A 26,626-nucleotide genomic window follows, 5' to 3' on the forward strand; every position below is an offset into this window, starting at 1 on the left:
GGAAGGGCGCTGCGCGGATCATAAGAAGCTTTGCGGATCAATATCAATAGCCAGACGCACGGAATTCGGCACCCGCAACTGCCCGACCCAGGCCTTTAGCGCGCCTTGCAACGGCACCCCTTTGGCGGCCTTCACCAGCAAGCGCACCCGATGCCGTCCCCTGATCCGCGCGATCGGGGCCGGTGCGGGGCCGAAGACCTGTGCCGAAACCTGCCGCAACGGGCCGTCGCGGCGGGCCAGCTCGGTCGCGAAATCGAACACCTCGGCGGCGTTTTCCGAACTCAGGATAATCCCCGCCATCCGCCCGTAGGGGGGCACCCCCGCCGCCTCGCGCTCGCGCGCTTCGGCCTGCCAGAAGGCCTCTTCGTCCCCTGACAGAATGGCGCGGATCACGGGGTGTTCGGGCTGTGTGGTCTGCAACAGCGCCAGCCCCTTCTTTTCCACCCGGCCGGCCCGCCCCGCCACCTGCCGCATCAATTGAAACGTGCGTTCCGCCGCACGCAGGTCCGAGCCTTGCAGGCCCAGATCGGCATCAATCACCCCGACCAAAGTCAGCAGCGGAAAGTTGTGCCCCTTGGCCACCATCTGTGTGCCGATGATGATGTCACAGGCCCCCGCCGCGATCTCCTCGATCTTTTCCTTCAGTGCGCGGGCCGAGCCGAACAAATCCGACGACAACACCGCCACGCGGGCGTCGGGAAACAGCGCGCGCACCTCCTCGTCCAGCCGCTCGACGCCCGGGCCAACGGGGGCCAATCGCCCCTCGGCCTCGCAGGAGGGGCATTTGTCCGGCATCGGTTTGGTTTCGCCGCACTGGTGGCACATCAGCCGTTTCTGGAAACGGTGCTCCACCATCCGCGCATCGCAATGGTCACAACCGATCTGGTGCCCGCAGGCCCGACAAACCGTTGTCGGCGCATAGCCACGGCGGTTGATGAACAGCAGCGATTGTTCCCCCAGCGCCACCCGCGCCGCCACCGCATCGCGCAGGGACGGAGAAATCCAGCGGCTGGGAGGAATATCCTCGGCCCGCAGATCAATGGCGCGCATGTCCGGCATTTGTGCGGCCCCGAAACGCGAGGTCAGTTCCACCCGCCTATACTTGCCGGCCTGCGCATTGGCCCATGTTTCCAGCGATGGCGTGGCCGAGGCCAGCACCACTTGTGCCGAACACAGCGACGCGCGCAAAACCACCATGTCGCGGGCGTTATACAAAACGCCTTCTTCCTGTTTGTAGGAGGTGTCGTGTTCCTCATCCACCACCACCAGCCCCAGATCGCGGAACGGCAGGAACAGCGCGGATCGTGCGCCGACCACCAGCCCGACATTGCCCTCGCCGGCCATTTTCCACAGGCGGCGGCGTTCGGTCATGGTGACGCCGGAATGCCATTCACCGGCACATGCGCCAAAGCGGTCCTCGACCCGTTTCAGGAATTCCGATGTCAGGGCGATTTCGGGCAACAGCACCAGTGCTTGCCGTCCCTTGCGCAGGCATTCGGCCACGGCCTCCAGATAGACCTCGGTCTTGCCCGATCCGGTGACCCCTTTCAATAGGGTGGTGCCATAGGTGCCACTGGCCACCCCGTCGCGCAATACCTCTGCCGCTGTGGCCTGGTCCGGCGTCAGGTCCACGCCGTTATAATCAGGGTCCAGCGGCGGATAGGGCAGATCGCGCGGGCTGTCCTCTTCCCTCACCACGCCCTGTTTCACCAGCCCCTTGACCACCGAAGACGACACCCCCGCCTGTTCCGCCAACTCGCCCAAAGTGAACGACAGGCCGCTGTAATCCGACAGCACCTTCAGCACACGGCGCCGCGCGTCTGTTTCACGATCAGGCGCCCCGCTGCCCAGCCGGAACACCTTACGCATCGCAGGGGCATCTCCCAGCCCCGGCGCGCGGGTCGCCAGCCGCAGCATCATGGACAGCGGCGTCATGGTGTATTCCGCCGCCCGCGTCAGGAATTCGCGCATTTCCCCGCGCATCGGAGCCACATCCAGCACCCGGATCACACTGCGCGCTTTCTTCAGATCAAACCCGCCGCGCCCCCTGCCCCAGACCACACCAATCACCTTGCGCGGGCCCAGCGGCACCTCTACAAAGGCCCCAGTCATGCAACCGCCTTCGGGGGCCTTGTAATCCAGCAGCCGGTCAATCGGTTGTGCGGTTAGAACAGCCACCAGCGTGCCTGCATCAAAGAATGATTGATCAGACATGCGTGACCTCGAATTTTTGGGCTTTCTGCCCGCCATTGTTTGCGCTAACAGTGCTTGAAAGCCGCAACATAACTGCAAGGAAACTGCACATGCAATTTTTCATTGATACCGCCGAAGTCGAAGACATCAAGGAACTGAATGATCTGGGCATGGCCGATGGCGTCACCACCAACCCGTCGCTGATTCTGAAATCGGGCCGCGACATTCTGGAAGTGACCAAGGAAATCTGTGGCATCGTAGATGGCCCCGTTTCCGCCGAAGTCGTCGCACTGGACGCCGACGAAATGCTGAAAGAGGGCCGCAAACTGGCCAAGATCGCCGACAACATTGCGGTGAAGGTGCCGCTGACATGGGCCGGTTTGAAAACCTGCAAGGCGTTGTCGGCGGACGGCATCATGGTCAACGTCACCCTGTGCTTTTCGGCCAACCAGGCATTGCTGGCTGCCAAGGCAGGGGCGACATTCATTTCGCCGTTTATCGGACGTCTGGACGACATTAACATTGATGGCATGGACCTGATCGCCGACATTCGCACGATCTATGACAATTACGGTTTCGAGACCCGCATCTTGGCCGCCTCGATCCGCTCCGTCAACCACATGACGCAAGCCGCCCTGATCGGCGCCGACGTGGCCACCGCCCCGCCTGCCGTGATCAAGAAAATGGCCGACCATGTTCTGACCGACAAAGGGTTGGAAGGGTTCATGAAGGATTGGGCCAAAACCGGCCAGAAAATCCTGTAAGGCGCACATATAACCACGACACGAAAGCCCCCCATCTGCCAAAGTATCAAAACCCATTGGCAGGTGGGGGGCGAGACCGGCTTAATCAACAACCGTTTTCGGGCTTACCAGCGCGTAGTATCGGCCGATTTTGCTTGCCAGCAGGATAAACCCGGAGGCGGGATCGCTATAAAGTTTCGTGCGCGCGCGTTGGAGGTGTGGCCAAACAAACTTGAGTGCCTTGCCCCCTGTTTCAAGCGTGTAAAACGCCTGACCGGACCATGCCTCGGACAGGGAGCCACCGGTCGGGCTTCCCCAGACTGGTCCACGCCCTTTGTAAAATTTCTCTTTTAGAAAATGATCCAGCGTTATACCGGCCAGCCCACCGTTCAATGATGCGCTCTTTTCTTCGTCACCGTAACGCGGGGCTAATAATTCCACATATCTACCGGTTTCGTTTGCCGCCAGATCATCCTGACCTTTGTTGGAAAAACCCGTTTCCAGATCACGATCGGCCCTGATTTCCAGCCAGCGCCCGTCAACATAGAAAACATGCGCCTTGACGCTTCCGGTTCTGGCTTGCCGTTCATTCAATATGGCGTATTCATCGTAACGGTAATACAGGCTATTCTCGTACAGCCCGCGGATCACCTCTTCGGTGACGGGGCCATCCGGTGTGTATACCTCATATGGAATCAGGGCCGTGCTGCCGTCCATCAGAAACGTGTAATACCCCTCTGGTCGCAGGATGTAGTTGTTGAAAATGCGCAAGCGTTCACCGGTTTGGGTGACCAGCATCTGCGCAAGGGTTTTGTCCAGAATGACGCTGGTCCAGTCCCGCTCGGACCGTATGTTCGACGAATTGAAAAATGACAGGATGACGTGTTTGTCGGGGCCAATGACGGTAATATCCCTGAAATCGCCATACTCGGTGTTGCTCAGATCCCGAATATTGAATTCATCGTTTGAGGACATATCCCTTAGGGGCACATAATCGGATGCGGGCAGTCTGGCCAACACCTCTCTGGATATTGCGATTTCCTTGGCGATCTTTCTATCGGCCAGATAATCGCGACCCTTTACAAATCCGACGCCCAAAACAATGGCGGCAAGGCCAAGCAGGGCAAGTTTGGCAAATACATTCATCTGAAATTTCCACTCCGGATAATCCCCGCGACAACATCGGGGAAACCATTAAGAAACCGTAAATCGGTTCCGATACAGAACCTATTGGTAGACGATTGTTGCACGAGGGGAAAGCGGGTGGGTGCGGCCAACCGAAATGCCCATATCAGCCCGCCCCGCTTTGGCTACCGGAAATTCATGCGCCCGAATTTCCCCTGTTGTTGTCAAAACACGATCTTTCCCCCACTCGGCCTTGCCCCAAAAACCCCATGACTTGGCTTAGGAAATTGGTCTATAGTGCAGAAAATCAAAACAAATACGGCAAGGCAGGCATGACAGACACAGCAAAACAGTTGGGAAAACTGCGCGACAAGCTGATCGCGGAGCCGCAGGTTATTCTGGACGATCCGGATCTGATGCAGGCCCTGATCGACGCCAAAGAATCCAGAATGGGCGAAAATGTCGTGGATCTGCGCGGGCTGGCGATGGAGCGGCTCGAGGCGCGGCTGGACCGACTGGAGGATACCCACCGTTCGGTGATTGCCGCCGCTTATGACAATCTGGCGGGGATGCAACAGGTGCACCGCGCGATTTTGCGGATGCTGGACCCTGTCGAATTCGAGGACTTCCTGCGCAATCTGGATGGCGAGGTTGCCGATATCCTGAACGTCCATTGCATCCGGCTGGTGCTGGAAACCGCACAGGACGAAAAAGGCGCGGCCCTCAAACAGCTGGGCGATGTGTTAAGCGTCGCCGAACCCGGCTTTGTCGAGGCCTATCTGACCGGCGGCAAAAGCAGCCATTCGCGGCAAGTCACCCTGCGCCAGATCCAGCCCGACAATACCGCCGTTTATGGCAAAGCCGCCGGCAGCATCAAATCCGAAGCCGCGCTAAAGCTGGATTTCGGCCATGGCCGCCTGCCCGGCCTGCTGGTCATGGGGGCGGATGATCCGCAGCAATTCAAACCCAGTCAGGGCACCGACCTGCTGGCGTTCTTTGCCGGTGTTTTTGAGCAAACCATGCGGCGCTGGTTGTCATGACCCTGACCGCCATATCCCCTGCCGCGACGGATACGCTGGCGGAATGGCTGACCTCGATCAAGGCGCTGAACAGTGCCGCCGACAACACCATTGCCGCCTACCAGACCGATGTTCTGGGCTATCTGGCCTTTATCACACAACATTTTGGCGAGGAAACCGGCCTTGCCCCACTGAAACGGGTGCAGGTGCGCGATATGCGGGCGTGGATGGCGCATGAACGGGGGCGTGGTGTGTCGGCGCGATCCCTGGCGCGGTCCCTGTCGGCAGTGAAATCCTTTTACCGCTGGCTGGCCGAGCGCGAAGGGTTCGATCCCACCGTGATCCTGTCCGCCCGCGCGCCGCGTTTCCAGAAAAAGCTGCCCCGTCCACTGGCAATCGACGCCGCCAAGGCGCTGATCGATACAGTGGAAATGCAGTCGGGCAAGGAATGGGTCGCGGCCCGCGATGTGGCCGTGATCACCCTGTTATACGGCTGCGGCTTGCGCATATCCGAGGCCCTGTCCCTGACCGGCGCCGACGCCCCCCTGCCCGAGGTGCTGCGCATCACCGGCAAGGGCAACAAGGAACGCATCGTGCCGGTGATTGACGCAGCACGCGTGGCCGTCAACCGCTACTTGCGCGCCTGCCCGCACCCGCCGGAACCCGACGCCCCGCTGTTTTGCGCCATCCGTGGCGGCCCCTTGCGCCCGCGTGCGATCCAGAAGGTAATGGAGGCCACCCGCCTGCAACTGGGTCTGCCCGCCACCGCCACCCCGCACGCCCTGCGCCATTCCTTTGCCACCCATCTGCTGGGGGCTGGCGGGGATCTTCGCGCCATTCAGGAACTGCTGGGCCATGCCTCGTTATCCACCACGCAGGCCTATACCTCGGTCGATACCGCGCGGTTGATGGAAGTGTACGAGAAGGCGCATCCAAAGGCACGGTAGGGTCAGGAATCCCCGACCTGATCCAGTTAACTATTTACACCCCCCCGCTTTTTCGTCCATGACGGTTTCATGACCACACGTTTAAGCGCCATATTCGTCCACATGTTCACCGCCACCGGTGCGGTGCTGGCCATGTTGGCCATGTTGGCGGCTGTAGACCAGAAATGGGATCTGATGTTCCTTTGGCTGGTGGTGGCGTTTTTCGTGGACGGGATCGACGGGCCATTGGCACGCAAGTTCGATGTGAAAACCAACGCCCCGGAAATCGACGGGGTGCTGCTGGATCTGATCATCGACTATCTGACCTATGTGTTCATCCCCGCTTTTGCCCTGTTCAAATCGGGCCTTTTGCCCAACTGGACCGGCTGGACGATCATCATTATCATCACCTTTGCCAGTGCTTTGTATTTCGCCGATACCCGCATGAAGACCAAGGACAATTCCTTTTCCGGCTTTCCGGGATGCTGGAATATGGTGGTGCTGGTTCTATTCGCGCTACAGCCGAATTACTGGCTGATGCTGGCGCTGGTGGTGGGGCTGTCGATCACCATGTTCATCCCGCTGAAATTCGTCCACCCCGTGCGCACCGAACGCTGGCGCATGCTGACATTGCCGATGTCGCTGGCGTGGACATTCTTTGCCGGCTGGGCTGCCTGGGTCGATTTCCATCCACAAAGCTGGGCACATTGGGGGTTGGTTGTAACAAGTGTCTATCTGATAAGCGCAGGTATCCTGCAACAGATAGTCCCCGCAAGGGGATAGGTGCAGGGCACAGTATACCGGCTTTGTGATGCGCTTGGATTCCTTTCTTCTACTGATGCGGCCGGTTTTTTGAAGTCAGAAAAAACGCATATTATGCCGGGGCAATTTCCTGACAGTGGATTGATACCAAACACTAAATATATGCCCCAAAAGAACCATTAAACCGGTTTAGTAGTTCTGTTTTCAAAGCAGGCCTGTTTACCACCAAAACCCCACTATCGGCTCAACACCTAAATCCGCGTCAGCATAACACCCGCCACGATCAACACCGCTGACAGCGCCTTGACCCGCCCCAGCCTTTCGCCAAACAACAACCAGCCGATCAGCACCGCAAACAGGATCGAGGTTTCGCGCAATGCCGCCACCAGTGCAATCGGTGCCTGCGTCATCGCCCAGACCGCAATCGCATAAGCCCCGTAAGAGGCCAGAGCCGCCACCGCGCCCAGCCCCCAAGACCGCCGGTTGGCGATGAAAACCTGACGACCGCGTAGCGCATAGGCCATGGGCACAAACCCCAGCACATCGAACACGAACAGCCACGCCACGAACATCACCGCATCCCCGGCCACCCGTGCGCCCATACCATCGACCAGCGAATAGGCCGCCGTGGCCATGGCCGAACACAGCGCCATTGGCACCAGACGGCGGGATTCCCCGTCGGTGAACACCCCGCGCGCCATCATCAGAATACCGACGCCCAACAGTGCGATGCCAAGGGTTTCATATCCGCTGATCACATCGGACAAAAACAACAGGCTGACCAGCATCACAATCATCGGCGCCGTGCCACGGGCAATCGGGTAGACGCGGCTAAGATCGCCGTGTTCATAGGCGAAGGCCAAAAAGAACTTATAGGCCGAATGCAGCACGCCCGAGCCGATCACCCAGAACCAGACCTCGCCTTGTGGCAGATTTCGGGTCATCGCCACCACGGCCCCTACTACCCCCTCGATGATGGTCATGATCAGCATCGCGGTAAGCTTGTTGCCACCGGTTTTGATCAGGGCATTCCAAGTGGCATGCAGCAGGGCTGCGCCCATGACGGCAAGGAAAATAAAGGTGCTCAAATCAGCAACCCGGCCGCACCCTCATGGCGCAACAGTTGCACTTTCAGTTCAACTCCGGCCATGCCACCGCCATCACCGGAAAACCCGCCCAAGCCATTCGCGCCCAACACCCGATGGCACGGAATGATCAGCGGGATCGGGTTGCCACCGCAAGCCTGCCCCACGGCCTGTGCAGGCACATTCAACTGTTTGGCAATATCGCCGTAGGTCACGGTTTCACCATATGGGATGGCCAGCATCGCATCGCAAACCGCTTGCTGAAACTCCGAGCCATTCACCCGCAAAGGCAGGTCAAATCCGGTGCGGGTACCTGCGAAATACTCCCCGATCTGCGTGGCGGCGCCGCGCAGCAACGGGGTGTCATCCTCTCCCTTTGGCCCGCCCCACATCGCAGCCGTGATTGCCCCGTTTTCTTCGGTCAGGGTCATCGGGCCGGTGGGGGTGTCTATGGTTGCAACGGACATAGACAACCCTTGCGCAAACGCGGGCCCTTCGCAAGGCCCGCGTTTGATTTGCTTTAGCCTAGCGCTGCATCACAACGTCCACAGACATCGGCATGGCTGTGCTTGCCAACATCGGGCAGGATTTTCCAGCACCGCTGGCATTTCCGCCCTTCGGCGCGTTCAAACTCTACGCCCACGCCCTCGACTTCCGGCAGGCGGAAGGCCGCGTCCGAGATCGGATCATCGGTCAGGCGCACGCCCGAAGTGATGCAAACATCGGCAAAATCCACCGATTTCACCGCTGCCAGCATATCGGCATCGCGCACATGCACGGTCGGCGCGGCCTCGAGGCTGGCCCCGATCACCTTTTCCCGCCGCTGGATTTCGATCGCCCCCGTCACCACACGGCGCACGCGGCGGATGGCGTCCCATTTGGCGGCCAGATCATCGTCTTGCCAATCTGCGGGTGTTTCGGGGAAATCCTCAAGATGCACGGAAACATCGTCGCCTTCGTGGCGCTCCAGCCAGACCTCCTCCATGGTGAAGGTCAGGATCGGCGCCAGCCATGTGGTCAACCGCTGGTGCAGCATATCCAGCACCGTCAGGGCGGCGCGCCGGTTCAGGCTGTCGCCATCGCAATAAAGCGCATCCTTGCGGATATCGAAATAGAACGCCGAAAGGTCCAGCGTGGCAAATTCGAACAGCGCGCGGAACACGCCCTGGAAATCATAGGCGGCGTAACCTTCGCGCACGACCTGATCCAGTTCGGCCAGACGATGCAACACCCAGCGTTCCAGTTCCGGCATATCCGCCGGTGCCACCGCGTCTTCGGCTTTGAATTCGCCCAAGGATCCCAGCATAAACCGCATGGTGTTGCGCAACCGGCGATAGCTGTCGGCGACACCTTTCAGAATCTCGGGTCCGATCCGCTGGTCGGCGGTGAAATCGACCTGCGCCACCCAAAGGCGCAGAATATCCGCGCCGTATTGTTTGACCACGGTTTCCGGCACGATGGTATTGCCCAATGATTTGGACATCTTCATGCCCTTTTCATCCAGCGTAAACCCGTGCGTCAGCACCCCGCGATAAGGCGCATGTCCGGTGGTGCCGACCGATTGCAGCAACGAGGAATGGAACCAGCCGCGATGCTGATCGGTGCCTTCCAGATAAAGGTCGGCAATGCCGTCCGGGCTGCCATCTTCGCGATCCCGCAGCACAAAGGCGTGGGTGGAACCGGAGTCAAACCATACATCCAGAATATCGGTGACCAGTTCCCAGCTGTCGGCATCCGCCACGCCTTCGAGGAACCGTTCGCGGGCCCCATCGGCGAACCACGCATCGGCGCCTTCAGCACGAAACGCCTCGGCGATCCGTGCGTTCACGGCCGGATCGCGCAGGATTTCCACCTGCCCTTGCCCTGCGTCACGAATGAAACAGGTCAGTGGCACGCCCCAGGCGCGTTGACGGCTCAGCACCCAGTCGGGGCGGTTTTCCATCATGGCAAACAGACGGTTGCGGCCCGATTGCGGGGTGAATTTAACGTGGTCGATTTCGGTCAGGGCGCGTTCACGGATGGTTTTGCCGTTTGCATCCATCCCGTCGTTCAGCTCCTTGTCAATCGCCACAAACCACTGCGGGGTATTGCGGAAAATGACAGGCGCCTTGGAGCGCCAGCTGTGCGGATAGCTGTGCTTGACCCGCCCGCGCGCAATCAGCGCACCAGCCTCGACCAGCTTGTTGATCACGGCGGTGTTGGCCTTGCCTTCCTTGCCCTTGCGATCAAACACTTGCAGACCGGCAAAGAAGGGCACGAAATCCTCGAACGCGGAATCCTCGTTGACGTTGTGGGTCAAACGATCGGTCCAGCCGCGTTTGACGAAACATTCATAGTCATCCGCGCCGTGGCTGGGCGCGGTGTGAACAAAGCCGGTGCCGGCCTCGTCTGTGACGTGATCACCGTCGATCATTGGCACGCCTTCGGCATAATCCCAAAAGGCATCCAGTCCGGCAAAAGGATGTTTGCAGACCAGCGGCGCCAGTTCATCGGCTGTCACATCGCGCAGGCGGGTGAATTTGGTGACACGGGATTTTTCCAGCGTTTCAGCGGCCAGTGTGTCGGCCAGAACCAGCTTGTCCCCTGCCGCAGTCCAGCTTTCTTCCTCGGTCGCGTCCACTTTATACAGGCCATAGGCAATCTTGGGGTTATAGGCCACGGCCTTGTTCTGCGGGATGGTCCAGGGGGTGGTGGTCCAGATCACGGCTGCCGCGCCGTCCAGATCGCCACTGGCATTGGTGAAATAGAACTTCACCCAGATCGTATGGCTCTGGTGATCATGGTATTCGATCTCGGCCTCGGCCAGCGCGGTTTTTTCCACCGGCGACCACATCACGGGTTTAGAGCCGCGATAAAGCGAGCCGTTCATCACGAACTTCATGAATTCTTCGGCGATCACCGCTTCGGAACTGTAATCCATCGTCAGATAGGGGTTTTCCCAGTTGCCGGTCACGCCCAGCCGCTTGAATTCCTCGCGCTGGATATCGACCCAACCTTCGGCAAACTTGCGGCACTCGCCGCGCAGCTCGTTGATCGGCACATCGTCCTTGTTCTTGCCCTTGCTGCGATACTTCTCCTCGATCTTCCATTCGATCGGCAGGCCGTGGCAATCCCAGCCAGGGATATAACGCGCATCCTTGCCCATCATTTGCTGGGAACGCACCACCATATCCTTCAGGATCTTGTTCAGCGCATGACCGATGTGCAGATGGCCGTTCGCATAGGGGGGGCCATCGTGCAGGGTAAACACCTCGCGCCCCTGCTTTTCGCGCAGGCGGTCGTAAACGCCGATCCGCGCCCAGCGTTCCAGCCAGCCGGGTTCGCGTTTGGGCAGACCGGCCCGCATCGGGAAATCGGTTTTCGGCAGGTGCAGGGTGGATTTGTAATCGGGGGTTTCAGGGGTATCGGCGCACATTTGCGGCTTCCTTGGAATTGGGAATTCTATGGGATGAGGGCGGCGCGATCATATCAGACGCCTTTAACCCGGCGGCTCGTCAATGCTCAGAGCGCCGGGCAGGTAATTCGAATAATGATCGCGAATATTCTGTCCATAGGCGCGGTTATAGGGGGGGAATGCACAATGGTCCAGTGCGCCCGCATCCCCTTGCGACAAACCGGTCCCTTTTGTTTTGGTTATGCGCACCCTATCTATACGCCTATAACCATGAATGAAGGCCCATTATGAACACCATGCCCCCCCGTTTTCCGATCACACCGGAACAGATCGAACTGGTGATGACCCATTTCTATGCCAATGTGCGCAAGGATCCCGTGCTGGGTCCGATCTTTAACGGCCATGTCAAAAACTGGCCCGAGCATGAGGCAAAAATTGCCCGTTTCTGGCGCAACGCCATCCTGTTTGAACGCAGCTATGACGGCAATCCGATGATGGCGCATATGCGGGCCGGTGACGTGCGGGCCGAGCATTTCGACATCTGGCTGGCGCTGTTTGACAAGGTGCTGGAGGAAAACCTGCCCGCCGAGACCGCCGCCGCATGGTCGGCACTGGTACATCGCATCGGTCGCGGTTTGCGGATGGGGGTGCAGGATGTGCAGAAGCCTACTGATGAAGTGCCGATTTTGGGCTAGGCGCTGTTTTCTTTCAAAGAAAACAGACCGAAATCTTTTAAAGATTTCGGGGCAGCAACCGAAAATCAGCTCTCCGCCTCTTCGCCCGCCCCTTTGTCCCACTGTAACGTCATCCGCCGGCTGACCCACGCCAGCCCCGACAGCGACAGACCCAGGCCAAGGAAAGACGCCACCCGCGTCAATCCGGTCAGCCCCGACATGTCGATCAGGAACACTTTGGCAATGGTCAGCCCGATCCCCGCCATCGCCGCCTTGCGGATCAGGTCCGAGCGTTTGCTGAAAGCAAAGAACAGCAACCCGACCGATATCAGCAGCATGGCAATGGTATAGCTGTACAACTCGCCATCCGATGTATCACGGTAGGCAACGATCTTGTCCCCCTGCCAGAACCGCCGGATCTCCAGCGCCACATAGAATGCCGCCAGCGCCGAGGCCACAGCCCCCAGCAGGATGCGGAACCAGCGAAACAGATGGGTAAACCGCAGCGCCACAAAACCGAACAACAGCGCGGGCATCAGGTAGGCCAGCATCAACGAGTCAAACACCATCGGCCCATGCACATTTTCCGATCCCTCAAGCAACGGGTTGGCAAATGTCAGGTTTGCCGCCAGTGCCATCAGCCCGATCACGCCGAACACAACGGCCAGCCCCAGACGCACCCGCCGCATCCAACCGCCGATCTTCATACGATACAACTGGTTTGCGGCCGAGATCAGCCAGATCAGCCCAAAGCTTGCAATCAGCGGATTGGCATCGCTGACATACTCGAACCGGCGCAGCAATTCGATGCTGGCAAACACCCCGATCAGCGTAAATACCGCCGATTCCATCACCACAATCGCCGCCATCCGCTTGCGGGCTTTCAACAGGAACCATGTGGCCGAAAACAACAGGATCGCCCCGCCATAGCCCAGCAACAAGTCCGCTTGCGCCGCGTCATAGGCCCAGATCACGCCCGGATCGACCACCAGCCGATAGCCGACAACCACACCACCAACCTGCATGAACACCGACAACAGCCGCAGATTCAACTGCCGGTCAATCAGCGCCGCCAGCAGCACCATCACCGCAATCGCCAGCGTCAGGGCGACATCCGACAGCATCACCACCAGCGCAAAGGTGATCATCACCATCACCGCCAGCGCGAATATCGCCACCCGCCGCCGGTCCTGACCGTCCGCTTTGGCACAGCGCAGCGCAAACAGCACCATCACGATGGCCACAGCCATCCCGTGCCAGGCCCACAATGCCTGCCCCAGCACCGGCACAGGTCTCCACCAGATATCCAGCGTGGCCACGACCAAAGGCGCAAACAACGCCGCCCCGCCGGCCCAGACCAGCCGGTATTCCCTTTCCCGCATCCCGCGCCAGAACATCAGCGCCGATCCCAACGCTGCCAGCGCAACCAGCCACGTCACATCCCATGGCGGCGAGGTTTCCGGCAGCCTGTCGCGCCCCGCTGCAAACAGACGATACAAATCGCCATGCCCTTGGCCTTGCGCAAACAAGGTGAACAGAAACGCCAGCGGCGGCAAAACCACCAGATCGCGCAACGCAGGTGCGCCTTTGAACCAGATCACCGCGAGGCCCAGCAAGACCATGGATGTGACCAGCGCCTGCCAAACTTCGACGGCGTCTATTGCAACCGGTACTGTCGCCAGAACCGCCGCCGCAAATCCGCCAGCCGCCACCCGTGTGGGAAACTCCGGCCAGCCCGCCTTGCCCTGCCGAAACAGCGACAGCGAAACCATCTGCCCTGCGTGTGCCGGCCAGAACCGCAATGGCGGCACCATTGCCGACACCACCGCCGCTATCAGGGCAAAGCCAAGGAAATGTTCCCCGCCGGCCCCCATGTTGAAAACCATCGCCGCACCGCCAAAGGCAAAGATCAGCGTCAACGCCGAGACCCAGGCCCAGCGTTTGATCGCATCCACCAGCATCCCCGCTGCGAGGATCAGCGCGAAATAGTAGTAGAACAGCCAGCCGTTTTCGCTGCTGCCCCCCACCAGAAACGGCGCAGCCGTGGCACCGACAATGCCGACCATTGCCAGCAACGGGCCGTAAAACCACCCCAGCACCACCGCCAGCGCCGACACAGCCACCAGCCCGACCAGCGCCATTTCTGGCCCGATCAGCCCATACATCTGCCGCGCGGCCAGCACACCGGCAAACAGCGCCACCAGTCCCGCACCGGAAAAGGTCGAGGGCAGATAGGCCGCATGCCCGTCCTCGTCCCCTGCCCGCCGCCGGATCCATTCGCCCGCCGCGATCAGGGCAACACCCAGCGCAAGCGCCCCCATCACCCGCCAGAACGGGGTCAGATAGCCGTTTTCAATGCCGTATTGCACGAAAAACACCCCCGCCAGCGCCATCGACAGCGCGGCAACGGCCAAGAACCAGTTGGCCTGCAACCAGTCCAGAAAGGCGGCTGTTTTTTCACGGTTGAACACAAAGGCGCGGGGCTGGGCGGATTCCGACACCGGTTCGGGCCGGTCTGTTTTCGCGGGCTTCCACGGGGTGCTTTTCGGGGCCACATCCTTGATTGTCACCGGCCCCTGCTCCGGCACATTTTCCGCAACGGGTCGGGGTTCCTCTGGTGGCACAGCCACACCTTCGGGCATCTCGCCGGCCTGCAGCCCGTCCACACGGCGTTGCAGTTCAGTCACCTTTTTCTTCAGCTTCAGATGGCTGAACAGCAGATAAAGCGCCAATAATAACGTCGGGATAACCAGTTCCAAAACGAACCCCCAATAAACAAACAATTGCTCCAGCCTACCCGCGCCCGAACAACCCCGCAAGCGCCCGTTTGACCAGCCCCGTCACCGCTGGGCGTTTGGCGTTGATGAACGGCAGCGGGCGGCAGACTTCCATCGCCGCCACCCCGACCCGAGCGGTCAGCGCGCCGTTGATCACCCCCTCGCCAAACCGGCGCGATATTTTCGACAACACCCCGCCCCCCGCGATTGAATGGATCAGGTCATCGCCCACCGCCACCGCGCCGGTGGCGACCAGATGGGTCAGCACGCTGCGGGTCAGCCGCCAGTTGCCAATCACGCCGGAACGCCCGCCGTAGACCTCGGCAATGCGACGGATCATCCGCAAGTTCGCCGTCAACGCCACGGCCACATCGGCCAGCGCCAGCGGGACAATCGCCGTTACGGTGGCAACCGACCGCGCGGCGGCCTCGATCTCTTTCACCGCTTGGGCATCCAGCGGCTTTATCACCTCGGATTCAGCCAGTGCCAGCAAGCCGTCGGCGTCAAACACATCGCCCTTGCGCTCGCTGAAATTCGCCCGCCCCCAGTCGGTGTCCGCCCGCCCAGCATAAAGCGCCATCAGCCGGTCCGTCACATCCCTTGCGGCCTCCAGATCACCCGAGGCCATTGCCACCCCCGCCGCCCTATGCACCCGATCCAGTCGTTTCAGACGCATGAACCCAAGGGCTTCGCGCAGGGCCATGACCGCCAGCACGATCAACAGCAATACCGTCAACCCCAGCGCCAGATAGCCCAGATAGCTGTTGCGCGCGATCATGCCCGTGACGAAATCCCAGACGGCCACCGACAGGACGAACCCGCCCAGCGCCACCACCAGCGACCAGAACCAGCGGGCCAGCCGCGACGGTTTGCGCGCCGCGATCTGCGCCAGCGTCTGCATCGCCTGCCCCGTTGGCGCGGGGGCATCGGGCACCGGCGGGGCGGTTGCGGGGGTGATGTCCGCGTCCTGTTCCAGTTCGATCAGCACGGGGCCGTTTGGTTTATCACTCATCTCAAATAATCCCCGATCAGAAATTCCGCCGCCTTGTCCAGCCGGATATGCGGCGGCCCCTCGCCCGGTTTCAGATGCAGGGCTGCCGGCGCAAAGCTCATGATTTTGTAATCCTCGCCCAGCCAGTTTTGCGCCCCTTCGCGGGCCGGCGACAGCAGTTTCGCCGGATCATCGGGCAATTCGCCGGGGTAAAACGCGGCCTGTTTGCCGCTGTCCAGCAGGGTGCCGCGCACGCAGTCCAGCCGCTTGCCGTCATGCTCGATCGTTTCCTCGACCGTGGCGCGCAGGGCGGCGATCGACATGGCCGAGGTCAGCGCACCGGAAAAATCCGCCCGATCCCGCGCATCGCGCAGCATGGCGGTGATGATCGCCGTCAGACGCGGGTGCTGACGGTGGTGCAGATGATCCGCCTTGGTGGCGGCAAACAGGATACGTTCAACCCGATGCACCCCGAACAGAGACGCCAGAAACCCCACCTTACCGGGGCGAAAGGCCCTCAGAACATCCCCCATCGCGCGGCGCATATCCTCGACCGCCTGCGGGCCACGATGAATGGCACCCAGTGCGTCAAGCAACACCACTTGCCGGTCTATTTTGGCGAAATGGTCGCGGAAAAACGGCTGCACCACCTGTTTCTTGTAGGCCTCAAAGCGGCGCTCCATCTCGCGCCACATCGAGCCGCGTTTGGGGCTGTCAGGTTGCGGGATCGGGGCAAAGGTCAACACCGGCGAGCCTTCCATTTCGCCGGGCAACAGGAACCGCCCCGGTGTGCAGTCGGAAAACCCCGCCGCGCGCGCGGCGTGCAGATAGGTGGTGTAAACGGCGGCCAGTTCCTGCGCCCGCACCTCGTCAAATGCGGCTGCGGGGTTCACATCCTGCGCCAGAAACTCTGCTGCACATTTTCGCCCCCTGATCCCCTCCAGAACGCCCGCAGACCATTGGGCATAGGATTTGTCCAGCAGACCAAGGTCCAGCAGCCATTCACCGGGGTAGTCGACAATATCCAGATGCACCACACGCGGACCGGACAGGTTGCCCAGCAAGCCCGTCGGCTGCACCTTCAGCGACACCCGCAGTTGTGAAACGTTGCGCGTGCTTTGCGGCCAATGCGGCTGATCCGCCGTCAACGCCGCCAGATGTGTTTCATATTCAAACCGCGGCACGGTATCATCCGGCTGCGGCTGCAAATAGGCCGCCTGCACAGCGCCCGAGGCCGCGCCCAGCAATTGCGGCATCCGCCCGCGATCCAGCAGGTTGGCCACCAGCGAGGTGATAAACACCGTCTTGCCCGCGCGGCTCAGACCAGTCACCCCCAACCGCACAGTTACATCCGAGCCGATCCAGCCCCCTGTCAAACCACTTACAACCTCGGAAATCCGCAAAATCTTCCCCTTGCTTTGCCCATAAGATAGGCCCCCGAGCACCCGCTGCCTAGGGCATAAAAGTTTTCTTGCCTGCGGCGCAGGTATTTACAGCAAGAAGAAGCCAGCCCGATTGCCAATCCGCCCCCGCCGCGCTACCCAAGGCTCATGCCACGTTATGCTTTGAAAATCGAATACAACGGCGCGCCGTTTTCAGGATGGCAACGCCAAAAGGGTCTGCCGACCGTGCAACTGGCCGTCGAAGAGGCTCTGCGCAAGCTGCAACCGGATTTCGACGGTATTCAGGCGGCGGGGCGCACGGATACCGGCGTGCATGCGACTGGACAGGTGGCCCATTGCGATATGACGCGAGAATGGGAGACGTTCCGCCTGATGGAGGCGTTGAATTATCACCTGAAACCCGACCCCGTGGCGATTGTCGATGTGGCTGCGGTTGCGGATGATTTCCACGCCCGTTTCTCGGCCCGCGAGCGGCGTTACCTGTTCCGGCTTATCAGCCGTCGTGCGCCCTTGGTGCATGACAGGGGGCTGGTGTGGCAGGTCAGGCACCCGCTGGATCTGGCCGCGATGCAGCGGGGCGCGAATTATCTGCTGGGGCAGCATGATTTCACCACCTTCCGTTCCGCCGGCTGTCAGGCGCAATCCCCCGTCAAAACGCTGGACGAATTGCGCATCGAGCGGGTCGATTACCCGCATGGAAGCGAAGTCCGTTTCCATGTGCGTGCCCGCAGTTTTCTGCACAATCAGGTGCGCAGTTTCGTCGGCACGCTGGAACGGGTCGGCGCTGGTGCATGGGAGCCGGAAGATGTGCGCGAGGTCCTAGAGGCCCGCGACCGCACCGCCTGTGGTCCGGTCAGCCCACCGCAGGGACTGTATCTGGCGCATGTGCATTACCCTGAACGGCCCTTTGGCGCATAGTTTGACGCCTCCAGCGTCATCGGCCTGCCGGGCATATCCAATACATGTTCCACACAAGGTGCGCTGGCGATAATCCTGCCGCCGCGCACTGTGTTCAGACGGTGCGCCCGCAGGCGGATCGCCTCGATCGGGTCATCGGCCTGAAGGCGGATAAAGTTGGCGTGACATCCCACCTTCAGCCCGTAGCCCTGCAACCCCATAATCGCCGCCGAATTCACCGTCACCGCATCAAAACACCAGCGCATGTCGGCGCGCGACGACAATTGCCCCACATGCAACCCCATGAACGCGACATCCAGCATGTCGGCCTTGCCCAGTGAATACCACGGGTCCATCACACAGTCCGAACCAAAGCCGACCGTGATCCCCGCATCGCGCAATTCGCGCACCCGCGTTTGCCCGCGGCGTTTGGGGTAGGTATCGTGCCGCCCCTGCAGCATGATGTTGATCAGCGGGTTGGGGATGGCATGCAATCCGGCCTCGGCCATCAAGGGGATCAGTTTGGAGACATAGTAATTGTCCATCGAGTGCATCGAGGTCAGGTGCGATCCGGCAACCCGCCCCTGCAAGCCCAACCGCGTTGTTTCATAGGCCAGCGTTTCCACATGGCGGCTAACGGGATCATCGCTTTCGTCGCAATGCATGTCCACCATCAGCCCGCGCTTTTCGGCAATTTCACACAGCAGGCGCACGGATTCAGCTCCGTCCTGCATGGTGCGTTCAAAATGCGGGATACCGCCCACCACATCGACCCCGCGATCCAGTGCGCGGGTCAGGTTTTCCAGCGCCTTGGGGTCACGCAAAACACCATCCTGCGGAAAGGCGACCAGCTGCAGGTCCAGATAGGGCGCGACCCGTTTGCGCACCTCGATCAACGCATCCACGCCTTTCAACTCATCATCGCAAATGTCCACATGACTGCGGATCGCGCCGATCCCCATCGCCACGGCCAGATCGCAATAGCGCAAGGCCCGCTCGATGATTTCGTCCACCGTTTGCTGCGGCTTCAACTCGCCCCACAGCGCAATTCCTTCCAGCAAAGTGCCCGAGGTGTTCATGCGGGGCCGCCCCAGCGAAAGTGTTGCGTCCATGTGGAAATGCGGGTCCACAAAGGGCGGGCAGACCAGTTGCGATTCCGCGTCCAGCACCCTGTTAGCCTCGGCTTTGATGTTGCGTTCAATCGCAACGATTTTGCCGTCCTTGCAGGCGATGCAATGTCCCTTGCGGCCATCCGGCAGGGTGGCGTTGGTGACAAGCAGGTCAAATTGCATGGGGTATTCTCCTATCGGTGGCCCTTGAACCACGGGTGCAGCAGGGCGCGGGGGTATTCGGCTTTTCTGGCAACAATGACCAGCGCGATAATCGACAAAACATAGGGCGCCATCAGGAAAATCTGCGAAGGCACTATCGCACCTGCCTCGGTTTGCAGGCGCACCTGAAAAGCGTCGAACATACCAAATAACAATGCGCCCAACAGCGCCTTGCCCGGTCGCCAACTGGCAAAAATGACCAAGGCAATACAAATCCAGCCCCGCCCGTTTACCATACCAAAGAAGAACGCGTCAAACGCCGACATGGTCAGGAACGCCCCGCCCAGCGCCATCAGCGCCGATCCGGCCATCACCGCGCCGATGCGCAGCTTGTAAACCGACAGACCTTGCGCGTTTACCGCATCGGGGTTGTCCCCCACCGCTTGCAGGGCCACGCCCAATGGTGTGCGGTTGATCACCCACCAGACCACGCCAACCATGATCAGCGCCAGCCATGTCAGCGCGGTTTGCTGGAACACCACGGGGCCAAGGAAGGGGATGTCGGACAGGAATGGCACATCCATCGGCTGAAACGCTGTGATGCGCGGTGGCGAGGACACATCGGGCAGGATGGTGCGATAGAGGAACGACGCCACCGATGTGGCGAACAGCGTAATCCCCAACCCAGACACATGTTGCGACAGGCCCAGCGGCACGGTCAGAATGGCGTGGAACAGACCGAACAACCCGCCCGCAGCAGCAGCGGCAATCACCCCCAGCCACAGCGGCGCACCGGCGTAGACCGACATCCAGCCAACCATGGCGCCGACCACAAAGATGCCCTCGATCCCCAGGTTCAGCACGCCCGCACGTTCGCACAGCAACGCGCCCAACACACCGAAAATCAGCGGGGTGGCGATGCGCAGACTTGCGACCCAGAAGCTCTCGTTCAGGAATATTTGCAGCATGTCCATCATCGGCCTGCCCCCGCTTTGCCCGCAAACCGGATGCGGTAACGGGCGAAAAACCCGCCCACCAGAACCGAGATCAGCGACATCGACACCACCAGATCGGCCAGAAAACTGGACACGCCCATGGCGCGGCTCATGCTGTCGGCCCCGACAAATACGCTGGCGACATAAAGCGCGGCGATCACCACCCCCATCGGCGACAGCCCTGCCAACATCGCCACCACGATGCCGGAATAGCCGTATCCGGGGGATAGATCGGTGGTCAGGTAACCTTTCAGCCCCGCAACCTCGCTAACCCCTGCCAATCCGGCCAAAACGCCGGAAATACAGGCGACCCCCAGCAGGGTGCGGTTCACGTTGATCCCGGCGTGCCGCGCGGCGGCGGCGTTTTCACCGACGGCGCGGATTTTGAAACCCCATGTGGTTTTGGTCAGCGCGATCTGCGCAATCACCGCCGCCACCAGCGCCACTACCAGCCCCGCATGGATTCGCATCCGCGGAACCAGTTGCGGCAGGGCGGCATTGTCAAGGATCGGTTCGGATTGCGGCCAGCCCATGCTCATTGGGTCTTTTAACGGGCCTTCCAGCATCATTTGCACAAAGATCAGGATGATGAAATTCAGCAAAAGCGAGGTCACCACCTCGTCCGCGCCAAAGCGGGTTTTCAGGATTGCGGGGCCAAGCATCCCTGCCGCACCCGCCGCAGCCCCCGCAACCATCACCAGCGGGATCATCAGCACTGCCGGACCATCAATCAGGCCAGTGCCAACCGCCACCGCCCCCATCGCGCCAAGGTATAACTGCCCCTCGGCCCCGATGTTCCACAACCGCGCCTTGAACGCCAATGCCGCCGCCAGACCGGTGAAAATCAGCGGCGTGGCGCGGGTCAGCATTTCGGTAAAGGAAAACACCGAACCAAAAACGCCGATGAACATCTGCTTGTAGGCGTGCAGAACCGGCGCACCCGCAAAACCCAGCGGCAAGGCCGCCAGCCCCAGCGCCACCAATGCCGCGATCACCGGAATGGCCATCTGCACCCCGCGTGAAATATTGCCCCGTGGCTCGATCACCATCATGCCGCCTGCCCCGCCATTAACAATCCTATTGCCGCACGATCGCGGGTGTCGGCCTCGATCAACTGTCCGTCGTGCATCACCACAATCCGGTCCGCAAGGCTGAGCACCTCGTCCAGATCCTCGGAAATCAGCACCACACCGGCCCCGCGTTTGCGGGCCTCCATCAAACGGCGCGCCACTTCGCCCGCCGCGCCGAAATCCAGCCCGCGCGTGGGCTGGTTGGCAAGGATCACCAGCGGTTCCTGCTCCAGCACCCGCGCCAGAATGAGTTTCTGGATATTTCCGCCCGACAAAAGGGCCGCGCGGGCATCAATACCCGGGCCGCGCACGTCAAAGGCTTGCAGCAATTCCTCGGCATGTTCAGCAATCCTGCGCTTGCGCAGAAACCCGCGTGCCTGCACATCCGGCGCATCCAGCCGCTCGATAATCAGGTTTTCGGCCACCGTCATGCTGCCGACCACACCGTCATGGTGCCGGTCCTCGGGGATGCGGCCCACATGCGCCTTGATCATGCCCTTGGGCGTTGGCGCGGGCATCACCTGCCCCGCCACGGCGATGCTGCCCTGATCAGGGCGTTCCAGTCCTGAAATGACCTGCGCCAAGGCAGATTGGCCGTTGCCGGACACACCGGCCACGCCGACAATCTCGCCGGCCCGCACACAGAGCGACACATCGTTCAGCGAATTGCGGGTGTTTTCGCGGCGCAGGGTGACGGATTTCAGCTCCAGCACCGGATCACCCACTGCGCAGGCCTCGCGATCGGGCAGCGCTGTTTCCTCGCCCACCATCAAGGTGGCGATCTGGTTTTTGTCCGCGTCCGCGGTGGTCAGTTCGCCCACCTTTTTACCGTGGCGCAGCACGGCGATGCGGTCGGAAAAGGCCAGAACCTCGTGCAGTTTGTGGGAAATAAAGATCACCGACAGGCCCCGGTCAACCATCTTGCGCAGGGACACAAACAGGCTGTCGGCCTCTTGCGGGGTCAGAACGGCGGTGGGTTCGTCCAGAACCAGCACGCGGGCGTCGTGAAACAGGGCCTTCAGAATTTCGACCCGCTGGCGTTCGCCAACGGACAGGGCACCGATCTTTTCATCCAGTGGCGCGATCAGGCCGGAGTCCTGCATCAAGCCTTCGATCTTGGCCCGCGCGGGGCGGCGATGGCGGCGCAGGGACAGCAGGCTTTCGGACCCCAGCAGGATGTTGTCCAGCGCGGTCAGGTTTTCGGCCAGCGTGAAATGCTGGTGCACCATGCCGATGCGCGCATCAATCGCTGCCTGTGGCTGACCCGGCGGCAGACGCAGCGGCGTGCCATCCTCGCAGATGATTTCGACATACCCCGCGTCCGGCGTGTAATGGCCAAACAGCATGTTCATCAGCGTGGTTTTGCCCGCACCGTTTTCGCCCAGCAGGGCCAGAACCTCGCCCTGAAGCAGGGTCAGGTCGATGGCGTCATTGGCAATGACATCGCCAAAACGTTTGGTCAGACCGGCAAGGGTCAGGATAAGGGGTTTGTTCATGATAGGGGGGTGAGGTGCCGGATTAACTCCGGCACCTGCGGCCTTTTTATTTGTCGGAAACGGGTTCGTCGTTGTTCACTTTCACAACGAAGGATCCATCCAGAATTGCGGCTTCTTTGGCCTTGATGGCTTCTACCACGTCCGTCGGTACAAGGTTTTCATCCACCACAACGGACCCACCGCCATATTTCATATAGCTGTATTGGCCGTAATCCTCGGCCTTGTAGGACCCGTCTGCAACCGCAGCGATTGCCTTGTCTATGGTTGGCTCCATATGCCAAAGGGCCGACGACAGGATTGTATTCGGATAATCACCGGATGTGTCAATCACGTTGCCAATCGCCTTCACGCCCCGTTCAACCGCGGCATCGGAAACGCCGAAGCGTTCGGCATACATCACGTCGGCACCGGCATCCATCATCGCGAATGCGCTTTCCTTGGCTTTGGGCGGATCGTACCAGCTGCCGATAAAGTTCACGAGGAATTTGACATCCGGATTGGTTTCCCGCGCACCGTCCATAAAGGCGTTCATCAGGCGGTTCACCTCGGGGATGGCATAGCCCCCGACCATACCGATCACATTGGATTTGCTGGCAGCCCCCGCCGCCATGCCCGACAGATAGGCAGGTTCATGGATCCAGTTGTCGAACACCGACAGGTTGTCGCCCGCCGGCTCGAACGACGAGCCCATAAGGAAAGCGGTTTCGGGGTAATCGGCGGCCACCTTGCGAGCCGCGCGTTCCAGACCGAAGATTTCGCCAACGATCAGCTGCTGGCCGCCTTCGGCATATTCGCGCATCACACGTTCATAATCGGTGTTGGCAACGTTTTCGGAATAGACATATTCGATATCGCCCCGTTCCTCGGCGGCAACCAGTGCTTTGTGAATCCGGCTGATCCATTGCTGTTCAACCGGCAGGGTGAATATCCCTGCGACCTTGATCTTTTCGGCCAGGGCTGCGCCGGCAGACATCATTGTCCCTGCGGCAATAAATGACGCCAGAACCGTGCGCCTGCTCCATGTTTTCAAAATTCCCATTGTAACCTCCCAAGTGGCAATGTGTCGCAAGGGTGGCGGTGTTTTATCAACCGGTCAAGAAATTACTTGGATTCAAGTTGAAAAATCTGCCCGTTCCCTCACCATTTTGTGATCACCGCCGCCCTTTACCTGCCAGCGCTGGAAGCCCCTATGTGCGCATGAGGCAATCCCGTAACGGGTGAAATAACAGGAGAAACGAATGAGCAACGACAAACCTGAAAACAAGTCACGGCGCAAAGTGCTGCTTGGGGCGGCAGCCCTGAGCATATTTCCGGCACCGGCATTGCTGGCACAGGCAAGCGGCGGGACACGGCGCAATATTTCATCCTTTCGGGTTCCGCGCTGGCAGGACCATTTCGACAATCTGAAAAACGGCGCGATTCTGTCGGATACGGTATCGCGCATGGTGCAGTTCTGGTCCGAGGACGAAAGCGTCTATAAACTGTATCCCAGTTCCGTGCCGATGACCGATGATTTGACCCGCCGTGGCTATACCCGGATTATCCGCAAGGTCGTTGGCCCGTCGTGGCGGCCGACCGCATCGATGAAACGGCGCAACCCCGAGTGGCCCGATTATGTCGGCCCGGGGCCGGACAACCCGCTGGGGACACATGCGCTGTATTTAAGCTGGCAATATTACCGGATCCACGGCACCAATGACACGCGCAAGATCGGGCGGCGCTCGTCCAACGGGTGTATCGGGCTGTATAACAACCAGATTGCCGAATTGTTCGATCTGGCCAAGGTCGGCACGCAGGTTAAATTGATTTAGAGCATATCCGAGGAGATTGTGCCGCGCTGACGCGCGTCACCCCGAGCGCGCCCCTGACGGGGCGCGCTTTTGCCTGCGGCGCAGGTATTTGCAGCAAGAAGAAGGGTCAGCGGATGCGCTGGCCGTTTTCGTCAAAGAACAGCGCGTTGGCATCGTCAAAATCAACCCCGAGTTTTTGCCCGACATCGAAGGAATACTGGCCAAACAGGCGCACCGTCAGCACATCGTCGGTATCGAGGGCCACCAACAGGTTGGTTTCCGCCCCTAGCCGTTCAATATGTGTCACCACCCCGGACAGGCGCCCGCCATCAACAATCGTCAGATATTCAGGCCGGATGCCCAGCACCGCGCCCTTGTCAAACCCGTAGGCAGCGGCTTTGACGAAATTCATCGCCGGCGAGCCGATAAAACTGGCCACAAACTGATTGTCGGGGTCGTTGTAGATATCCATCGGGCTGCCGACCTGTTCCACCCGCCCGTCACGCAGCACCACGATACGGTCGGCCAGTGTCATTGCCTCGATCTGGTCGTGGGTGACATAGACCATGGCGCTGTCAATCGTGCGGTGCAGGTTGGCGATTTCGATACGGGTGTTCATCCGCAGGGCGGCGTCCAGATTGGACAGGGGTTCGTCAAACAAAAACAGGTCCGGCTCGCGGGTGATGGCGCGGCCAATCGCGACCCGCTGGCGTTGCCCGCCGGACAGTTCGGCCGGGCGGCGATCCAGATAGTCGTCCAGTGACAACATGCGGCTGGCCTCGGTCACACGCTCGGCAATTTCGGCTTTGGCCATCTTTGCCTGTTTCAGTCCAAGTTCCATATTGCCGCGCACCGTCAAGTGGGGATAGAGCGCGTAGGACTGGAACACCATTGCGATCCCGCGTTTGGATGGCGGGGTGGTGGTGACATCGCGGCCCACAATTTCCACGCTGCCCGATGTCGCATCCTCAAGCCCTGCAATCACCCGCAACAGGGTGGATTTGCCACAGCCAGAGGGACCGACAAACACCACGAATTCACCATCCTCGACGGTCAGGTCAATGTCGTGCAGCACTTTGACCGGGCCAAAGGATTTGCAGACTTTTTCCAGTTTCAAAGCGCTCATTTCGTATCCTTCATCAAATCACATTCACGGGTGGTGTTACTCATTTTACCGCCCCCGAGGTAATGCCACGGATCAGTTGCCGCGAGAAAATCACATAAAGCACCAGCACCGGAATGATCGCCATCGACAGCGCCGCCAGCACAGCGTTCCAGTTGGTGACGAACTGGCCGATAAACACCTGACTGCCCAGTGTCAGGGTTTTGGTGGCCTCGCTTGGGGCAAGGATCAGCGGGAACCACAGATCGTTCCAGATCGGGATCATGTTGAACACCGCCACGGTTGCCATGGCGGGGCGCACCAGCGGCAACACCAGCCTAAAAAAGATCGCGTATTCGCTAAGCCCGTCAATCCGGCCTGCGTTTTTCAGATCCTCGGACACCTGTTTCATGAATTCGGTCAGGATGAACACCGCCAGTGGCAGCCCTTGTGCGGTATAGACAAGGATCAGCGCCGTCAGCGTATTCACCAGCCCGCTGGCCACCATCATTTTCAGGATGGCGACGGTACCGATGCGGATCGGGATCATGATGCCCAGCGCCAGAAAAAGCCCCAGCAACGCATTCCCCTTGAACCGGTATTCCGCCAGTGCAAAGGCGGCCATTGCCCCGAACAGCAATACAAAGAACAGCGACACCACAGTAACGATCAGCGAATTCTGGAAATAGAGAAAGAAATCCCCCTGTTTCAGCACAGTGTCATAGCCGATGGTCGAAAACGTATCGGGACCTGGCAGTTGTAGCGGGTTGCGAAAGATGGCCTTGCGGGTTTTGAAACTGTTGATCAGGATCACGAATACCGGAAACAGGGCCAACACGGTGTAGCTTAGCAAAATCCCGTGGGCGGCGATGGAATGCCAGATATTGCGGCGTGCTTTGTTCATCTTTCCGCC

At 60.2% G+C, this 26,626-nt stretch carries 22 protein-coding genes; 7 read left to right on the forward strand and 15 right to left on the reverse strand.

Features of this window, described 5'->3' with window-relative positions; genetic code table 11:
• Positions 1-18 precede the first annotated feature (18 nt).
• A complete protein-coding gene (locus BAR1_RS11585) occupies positions 19-2,214 on the reverse strand; it encodes a primosomal protein N' (RefSeq protein WP_118943160.1) in 2,196 nt (731 codons plus the stop codon).
• 89 nt (positions 2,215-2,303) lie between these two features.
• Between BAR1_RS11585 and fsa the strand changes: the two genes are divergently transcribed.
• Positions 2,304-2,957, forward strand: coding sequence for a fructose-6-phosphate aldolase (fsa, locus tag BAR1_RS11590; RefSeq protein ID WP_118943161.1), 654 nt, complete (start codon positions 2,304-2,306; stop codon positions 2,955-2,957).
• Positions 2,958-3,038: 81 nt separating this feature from the next.
• Here fsa and BAR1_RS11595 read toward each other — a convergent pair whose 3' ends face one another.
• Positions 3,039-4,082 carry a hypothetical protein gene (locus BAR1_RS11595; protein WP_118943162.1) on the reverse strand — a complete coding sequence of 348 codons (1,044 nt, stop codon included), beginning with the start codon at positions 4,080-4,082 and terminating at the stop codon, positions 3,039-3,041.
• 311 nt (positions 4,083-4,393) lie between these two features.
• Between BAR1_RS11595 and BAR1_RS11600 the strand changes: the two genes are divergently transcribed.
• The 3 genes from BAR1_RS11600 (at position 4,394) to BAR1_RS11610 (ending at position 6,789) form a co-directional block, all read left to right on the forward strand.
• Positions 4,394-5,101 carry a DUF484 family protein gene (locus BAR1_RS11600; RefSeq protein WP_118944458.1) on the forward strand — a complete coding sequence of 236 codons (708 nt, stop codon included), beginning with the start codon at positions 4,394-4,396 and terminating at the stop codon, positions 5,099-5,101.
• A 2-nt stretch (positions 5,102-5,103) separates the two neighbouring features.
• Positions 5,104-6,027 carry a tyrosine recombinase XerC gene (locus BAR1_RS11605; RefSeq protein ID WP_118944459.1) on the forward strand — a complete coding sequence of 308 codons (924 nt, stop codon included), beginning with the start codon at positions 5,104-5,106 and terminating at the stop codon, positions 6,025-6,027.
• 69 nt (positions 6,028-6,096) lie between these two features.
• Positions 6,097-6,789 (forward strand): CDP-alcohol phosphatidyltransferase family protein, encoded by a 693-nt coding sequence (locus tag BAR1_RS11610; protein WP_118943163.1) that lies wholly within the window; start codon positions 6,097-6,099, stop codon positions 6,787-6,789.
• Positions 6,790-7,019: 230 nt separating this feature from the next.
• On the opposite strand, the gene BAR1_RS11615 is transcribed toward BAR1_RS11610, so the two are convergent.
• The 3 genes from BAR1_RS11615 to ileS are packed head-to-tail and all read right to left on the reverse strand — an operon-like array spanning position 7,020 to position 11,268.
• Entirely contained in the window at positions 7,020-7,856 is an 837-nt protein-coding gene (locus BAR1_RS11615) for an EamA family transporter (RefSeq protein WP_118943164.1), read from the reverse strand.
• Positions 7,853-8,320: a methylated-DNA--[protein]-cysteine S-methyltransferase gene (locus BAR1_RS11620; RefSeq protein WP_118943165.1), complete on the reverse strand. Its 468-nt coding sequence runs from the start codon at positions 8,318-8,320 to the stop codon at positions 7,853-7,855. Before BAR1_RS11620 ends, BAR1_RS11615 begins: the two co-directional genes overlap by 4 nt.
• A 53-nt stretch (positions 8,321-8,373) precedes the next feature.
• Positions 8,374-11,268: an isoleucine--tRNA ligase gene (gene ileS, locus BAR1_RS11625; RefSeq protein ID WP_118943166.1), complete on the reverse strand. Its 2,895-nt coding sequence runs from the start codon at positions 11,266-11,268 to the stop codon at positions 8,374-8,376.
• A 266-nt stretch (positions 11,269-11,534) separates the two neighbouring features.
• On the opposite strand from ileS, the gene BAR1_RS11630 reads away from it, so the two are divergent.
• Positions 11,535-11,942 (forward strand): group III truncated hemoglobin, encoded by a 408-nt coding sequence (locus tag BAR1_RS11630; protein WP_118943167.1) that lies wholly within the window; start codon positions 11,535-11,537, stop codon positions 11,940-11,942.
• Between the two features lie 65 nt (positions 11,943-12,007).
• On the opposite strand, the gene BAR1_RS11635 is transcribed toward BAR1_RS11630, so the two are convergent.
• Genes BAR1_RS11635 through BAR1_RS11645 form a run of 3 tightly spaced genes read right to left on the reverse strand, consistent with a single transcriptional unit; the run spans position 12,008 to position 17,092 of the window.
• Positions 12,008-14,680 (reverse strand): DUF2339 domain-containing protein, encoded by a 2,673-nt coding sequence (locus tag BAR1_RS11635; protein ID WP_162891769.1) that lies wholly within the window; start codon positions 14,678-14,680, stop codon positions 12,008-12,010.
• A gap of 34 nt (positions 14,681-14,714) precedes the next feature.
• A complete protein-coding gene (locus BAR1_RS11640; RefSeq protein WP_118943169.1) occupies positions 14,715-15,710 on the reverse strand; it encodes a YcjF family protein in 996 nt (331 codons plus the stop codon).
• A complete protein-coding gene (locus BAR1_RS11645) occupies positions 15,707-17,092 on the reverse strand; it encodes a YcjX family GTP-binding protein (protein ID WP_228408545.1) in 1,386 nt (461 codons plus the stop codon). The genes BAR1_RS11640 and BAR1_RS11645 overlap by 4 nt, the downstream gene beginning before the upstream one ends.
• A gap of 147 nt (positions 17,093-17,239) precedes the next feature.
• Between BAR1_RS11645 and truA the strand changes: the two genes are divergently transcribed.
• On the forward strand, positions 17,240-18,010 hold the full coding sequence (gene truA / locus BAR1_RS11650) for a tRNA pseudouridine(38-40) synthase TruA (protein ID WP_118943170.1): 771 nt from the start codon (positions 17,240-17,242) through the stop codon (positions 18,008-18,010).
• Here truA and BAR1_RS11655 read toward each other — a convergent pair.
• The 5 genes from BAR1_RS11655 to BAR1_RS11675 are packed head-to-tail and all read right to left on the reverse strand — an operon-like array spanning position 17,983 to position 23,860.
• A complete protein-coding gene (locus tag BAR1_RS11655; RefSeq protein ID WP_118943171.1) occupies positions 17,983-19,281 on the reverse strand; it encodes an amidohydrolase family protein in 1,299 nt (432 codons plus the stop codon). The genes truA and BAR1_RS11655 overlap by 28 nt on opposite strands.
• 11 nt (positions 19,282-19,292) lie before the next feature.
• Positions 19,293-20,234 (reverse strand): ABC transporter permease, encoded by a 942-nt coding sequence (locus BAR1_RS11660; protein WP_118944461.1) that lies wholly within the window; start codon positions 20,232-20,234, stop codon positions 19,293-19,295.
• The gene (locus tag BAR1_RS11665) at positions 20,234-21,304 is read right to left on the reverse strand and encodes an ABC transporter permease (RefSeq protein ID WP_407681537.1); all 1,071 of its coding nucleotides are present in this window, start codon (positions 21,302-21,304) and stop codon (positions 20,234-20,236) included. Before BAR1_RS11665 ends, BAR1_RS11660 begins: the two co-directional genes overlap by 1 nt.
• Positions 21,304-22,821 carry an ABC transporter ATP-binding protein gene (locus BAR1_RS11670; RefSeq protein ID WP_118943173.1) on the reverse strand — a complete coding sequence of 506 codons (1,518 nt, stop codon included), beginning with the start codon at positions 22,819-22,821 and terminating at the stop codon, positions 21,304-21,306. Before BAR1_RS11670 ends, BAR1_RS11665 begins: the two co-directional genes overlap by 1 nt.
• A 46-nt stretch (positions 22,822-22,867) precedes the next feature.
• Entirely contained in the window at positions 22,868-23,860 is a 993-nt protein-coding gene (locus BAR1_RS11675) for a BMP family protein (protein WP_118943174.1), read from the reverse strand.
• A 199-nt stretch (positions 23,861-24,059) separates the two neighbouring features.
• Here BAR1_RS11675 and BAR1_RS11680 point away from each other — a divergent pair, with 199 nt between their 5' ends.
• Complete coding sequence (locus BAR1_RS11680) at positions 24,060-24,632, forward strand: L,D-transpeptidase (RefSeq protein ID WP_118943175.1); 573 nt, start codon at positions 24,060-24,062, stop codon at positions 24,630-24,632.
• 106 nt (positions 24,633-24,738) lie between these two features.
• On the opposite strand, the gene BAR1_RS11685 is transcribed toward BAR1_RS11680, so the two are convergent.
• Both BAR1_RS11685 and BAR1_RS11690 read right to left on the reverse strand, forming a co-directional pair.
• Entirely contained in the window at positions 24,739-25,737 is a 999-nt protein-coding gene (locus BAR1_RS11685) for an ABC transporter ATP-binding protein (RefSeq protein ID WP_118943176.1), read from the reverse strand.
• Positions 25,738-25,777: 40 nt separating this feature from the next.
• Positions 25,778-26,617, reverse strand: coding sequence for a carbohydrate ABC transporter permease (locus tag BAR1_RS11690; protein ID WP_118943177.1), 840 nt, complete (start codon positions 26,615-26,617; stop codon positions 25,778-25,780).
• Positions 26,618-26,626 lie beyond the last annotated feature (9 nt).

The sequence above is a fragment of the Profundibacter amoris genome (assembly GCF_003544895.1).
Taxonomy (GTDB): domain Bacteria; phylum Pseudomonadota; class Alphaproteobacteria; order Rhodobacterales; family Rhodobacteraceae; genus Profundibacter; species Profundibacter amoris.